General features: G+C 67.0%; 2 protein-coding genes. Both read right to left on the bottom strand.

The window, feature by feature from the left end:
* A partial coding sequence (locus AC1P6P_RS14905) for a DNA-formamidopyrimidine glycosylase family protein (RefSeq protein WP_481403231.1) occupies window positions 1–717 on the bottom strand: 717 nt, incomplete at its 3' end.
* Between the two features lie 3 nt (window positions 718–720).
* The coding region (locus AC1P6P_RS14900; RefSeq protein WP_481403230.1) for an Lhr family helicase at window positions 721–5,150 on the bottom strand (4,430 nt) is incomplete at its 5' end.

Genomic DNA, 5,150 nt, shown 5'->3' with positions numbered 1-5,150 from the left:
CAGGCTCTCGCCCGGATTCGACTCGTGCGTGGTGCGGCGACGGCGCCCGCCGTAGGTCACGATAGTCTCGCCGGAGTCTTCGAGCACGTTCGCTTTCACCAGTCTGCGCGCCGCGTGAACGGCGAGGACGACTTGCTCGCGCGTGAGCGTCTGCACCTTGCGAAAGGGATTGAGGCCGGTCACGAAACACACCTCTGACTTAAAGACATTGCCCACGCCGGCCATCACCTCCTGGTGCAACAGCACGTCGCCAATCTCTTCCTCGCGGCAGGCCAGCACGCGCTCAACCGCGCCGTCCTCGTCGAACTCAGAGCGCAACACGTCGATCTCAGTCTGCGGAATCTTTCGCTCGCGCATGAGCGCTTCGCCGCAGTAGATGCGCGCCACCGGCACCTTGAAGCCGACTGCAATGTATTCGCGGTTCTCGATGACGATGCGCATGTTCATGCGGGGCTGCTGCCAGCGCTCGCCGGGCCGGTAGATGTGCCAGCTCCCGTTCATGAGCATGTGCGTGGCCAGCGTGCCGCCACCGGAGAAATGAATGAGCAGCCATTTGCCGCGCGACTCTACCTCGCCGACCGTCTGCCCAACAATCGGCGTGTCGTCGTTGAAGCGCGTCAGGAACGGGAATGTCGAGCGGAAGCCGGTGATCGGCTTGCCGCCCAGGGCGCGCGCCAGCGTGCGGGCGGTGCGAAAGATGGTGTCGCCTTCGGGCATTCGCTATTGCACCTCGCCCGTATGCGGCCCATACGCATGTTGGCCGGGCGGCAGCAGGATGCGCCGCAGGTGCATACCCAGCGGCCCGTGATGGAAGCCTGCGTCCATCAGGAAACGCGCCATGGGGTGCGCCGTGACCGGCTGCCCGTTGATGGTGGTGATCAGCACGCCCTGGCGGCCGTCGGCTTTCATGCGCTCCTGGCCGCGGGTGGCGAGGAAATGCGCCAGCCCCGCGGCCGTTTGCGAGCGCTCGGGCTCTTCGGCCGGCAAAAACGCCAGCAGGTTGGGATTGCCGCGCCGCAGCCAGGCTACCAGTTGCCCGTTGCGCAGCACCACTTCGGCATACACGGCGCGGGTGAGCACCCGTGGCGCGCTCTCCGCGTCTTCTTCGGCCACCGGTAGATCGGGCCAGCGCAGGATCGAACCATAGGGATTCGCGGGGTCCGTCGCAGCAAGCTGCACAAACTCCGGCTTCTCTTCCGGCGGCGCAGTGCGCAACTGCCGCAACAGGTCCACCGCGGCCGGCAGGGCAAACTGCGTCGCGCCCAGCCCAGCCACAAAATAGCCGCGCCGGATGCGGCCGCTCTCTTCGAGTGCCTTGAGCACGTCGTAGACCGCGGAAAACCCGCCCGGCACATTCTCTGCAGCGACGGCCTCGCGCGTCAGCACGCCGTAGCGGTTGAGCAGTTGCAGCGCCAGCGCGTGACTGGCCTCGGTGGCCGTCGGCGCCTGCACGACGTCCGGGTGCCCCATCCTGGCCGGAAGGCCAGGGTGGGATAGCACGGGATTATCCGATCTCACCGCCAGCATCGACCAGCGGCCCTGCGCGTTCGGCGGTGTCGTCCGGCGCGAGCGAAACGCCATGCCCGTATGCATTCGGCGAGGCTGCCGCGCACTCTCCGGTTTGGCGATATAGGCGCGCAGCGCGTGCAGCGAGTCGTTGGTGACGAGCCCGCGCCATACCAGGCTCCACAGCGCATCGATCGACTCGCCCGGGTAGCCGCCGCCCGCGGCCTGATGCAGCGGATCGAAAAAGCTCGCCCCCGTCGCTTCCAGCACCGCCAGCAGCTTTTCTTCCCGCACGCTGAGCGGCTCGACCTGCGGCCTCCGTTGCGCCAACAGGGGCAATTTGTCGGCTAAAAAGAGGGCAATGCGGCCGTCGCGCTCGCCCAGCGGCTCGACGCCCGCCCACGCCACTTCTCCGGCGGCAATCAGCGTGTCCAGGCCGGCCGGCGCGTAGTCGGCCAGGCGGGCCGGCAAAATCGACGACTCCACGAGCGACGCCGGCAGCGGCGCGCCCTGCAGGTTCTCGATGGCGTCCAAGAGGCCGTCGAGGTTGCCGTGTCCGCTGCGCCGCGGCGTAACCAGCCCCTGCCAGTGCGTCAGCAGCCGCGCCAGCGTGTGCTGCTCCACCGGCTCCACTTCCTTACGCAGTTTGGCCAGCGACTTGCGCCGGATCTGGCGCAGAATCTCTACGTCGCACCACTCGCGATGCAGACCGCCGGGGCGGAATCCGCCCTCCAGCACGCGCCCGTCGTGGGTCAGTTGCCGCAGCGCGGCTTCCACCGCCGTCGCATCCAGAGCAAAGCGCTCCACCGGCTCGCGCAGGGTAAATGGCCCGTGCGTGCGCGCAAACCGGCGCACCAGCTCCAACACCGGCTGCTTTACCGGCTCCAGCAGCGATGCGGCCAGCCCCGGCGGCAGCGGAATCCCCAGCCCGTCGCGGTAGCGCGCGGCATCTTCGGCGGCGATCAGGCGGCGCTCGCCGGCAATGCGCAACTCCAGCAGGCGCCGTGCGCGGATCAGGCGATCGACCTGTTGCAGAAGATCCGAGGAAACGACTCGCCGCGCCAGCTCTTCGCGCGACAGGTCGCCAAGCTTGAGGCACAGGTCGTGGATGCCGTCTGCCGAGCGCGCCCGATAGTTCTCCGCCAGGCACTGCGCCGCCTCTTCGACTTCGGCAATGGCATCGGCATCCAGCAGTTCACGCAGATCGGTCTCGCCCAGCAGTTCGCGCAACTGGTCCTGATCGATGGTCAGCGCCTGGGCGCGGCGTTCGGCCAGCGGCGCGTCGCCATCGTAGACGAAGTTGGCCACATAGCTGAACAGCAGCGAAGCGGCAAACGGCGAGGGCTTGCGGGTCTCGACGAAATGCACGCGAAGCTTGCGTTCTTCGATTTCCTTGAGGATTTCGACGAGCGCCGGCATGTCGAAGACGTCGCGAAGGCACTCGCGATAGGCCTCCAGCAGCAGCGGAAAGGATGGGTAGCGCGAGGCCACGCTGAGCAGGTCGTAGGAGCGCTTGCGCAACTGCCACAGCGGCGTGCGCGCATCGGCACGGCGCCGCGGCAGCAACAAAGCGCGTCCTGCGGCCTCGCGGAAGCGCCCGGCGAACAGCGCCGTCGAGCCGAGCTGGCGCAGCACGAGCTGCATGGCCTCCGCCGATTCAACGAGAATCCAGTCGGAGTCGGGCGACTCGTCGGTGTCGGGGAAACGCAGTACGAAGCCGTCGTCGCCCCAGAGCGTCTCGACTTCCGGGCCACCCATGGCGCGAATCCGGGCACTGACCGCCATGGCCCAGGGAATATGAATGCGGCTGCCGAAGGGCGTGAGCACGCAGACGCGCCAGTCGCCCAGCTCGTCGCGCAGGCGCTCGACGACGATGGTGCGGTCGTCGGGCACGGAGCCGGTGGCGGCCTCCTGGTCGGCGAGAAACTGCATCAGGTTCTCCGCCGCGCCGGGGTCGAGATCGTGCTCAGTGACCAGCCGCGTCAGCGCAGCCGGTTTGGGCAGCGCGCGCAGCTCGCGGACCATGGCCCCGATGCGCCGGCCGAACTCCAGCGGGCGACCCGGCCCGTCGCCCTTCCAGAACGGCATTTTGCCCGGCTCGCCCGGCGCAGGCGTCACCAGTACGCGGTCATGCGTGATGTCGACGATGCGCCACGTCGAAGCGCCCAGGATGAACGTTTCGTTGGGGTGCGACTCGAAGACCATCTCCTCGTCGAGCTCGCCGACCCGCACCGGCTTGCCATCGTTGTAAGCGAGGAAGACGCCGTAGAGGCCACGGTCGGGAATGGTGCCGGCGTTGAGGATCGCCAACCGGCCGGCGCCCTCGCGCGCCGTCACTACGTTGCGGATGCGGTCCCAGTTGAGACGCGGGCGCAGCTCGGCGAACTCGTCGGAGGGATAGCGGCCGCTAAGCAGGTCCAGCACGCCTTCGAACGCCGGCCGGGTCAGCCCTCCAAACGGTGCCGCGCCGCGGACAAGATCGTAGAGGGAATCGACCGAAAACTCGGACTGGGGACGAACATCCATGTTCATGTCCTGGAGTTCCGGGTTCCCGGTATCCCCGGTCTCAAAGTCGAGACCGGGGGCACCCAGGGTTGTTTTCTGCGCATCGGTTTCCCAGGTCTCAAAATCGAGACCTGGGGCACCCGACATCTGTCGCGGAGTTCGAGTTTGTGCTTTCCCACCCTTGGCTGTCGCCAAGGATGGGGCACCCATGGTGTTCCGCTGCGCCCTAGTCCCCGTCGCCACCATCGCCACCAACTGCTGCGCCAGCACGTCGAGCGGGTTGCGCGGATAGCGGGTGGACTCGATGTGCCCCTCGTGCATGGCGCGGGTGACGGCTGCGCAGGCCACTAGGTCGGCCCGGTACTTGGGAAACAGGATCCCCTCGCTGACCGCGTCCACATGGTGCCCGGCGCGGCCGATACGCTGCATGCCGCTGGCCACCGAGGGCGGCGATTCGATCTGGATGACGAGGTCCACCGCGCCCATGTCGATGCCCAGCTCCAGCGTGGAGGTGGCGCACAGGGCGCGAATTTGCCCCGCCTTCAACTGCTCTTCGATGACCGAGCGTTGGGCCGCCGCCAGGGACCCATGATGCGCCCGGGCAATGGGCTCGCCGGCCAGCTCGTTCAGTGCTCCGGCCAGCCGCTCGGCCACCTGCCGGCTGTTCACGAACAGAATGGTCGAATTGCGATCGCGAATCAGCTCCAACAAACGCGGGTGAATCGCGTTCCAGATCGAGACCCGGCGCGGTGCCTGCGAAGCCGGTCCGCTGGGGATATATTCCTGCTCGCCCAGGCGTGCCATATCTCCAACCGGAACTTCAATGGTCAGCTTTAACTGCTTGTTAGCGCTGGCATCTACGATGGTCACAGGCCGATACCGAATGGGCATCGTTTCCTGCTCAAGGCTCTCGTTTTCAGTCCCGAGTGCCTCAGTCCTTAGTCCCTCAGTCCTCAGTCCCTGCTTCTCCACTCCGCCCAAAAACCGCGCCACTTCTTCGAGGGGCCGCTGGGTGGCGGAGAGCCCGATGCGCTGCAGACGTCTTTGCGTCAGCGCCTCCAGTCGCTCCAGCGACAGCGCCAGATGCGCCCCGCGCTTGGTCGGCACCAAGGCGTGAATCTCGTCGACAATCACCGTAT

The organism is Rhizomicrobium sp. (genome assembly GCF_056722145.1).
The sequence above is the reverse complement of the archived record's forward strand: the minus strand, read 5'-3'. Positions and strand labels throughout refer to the sequence as shown.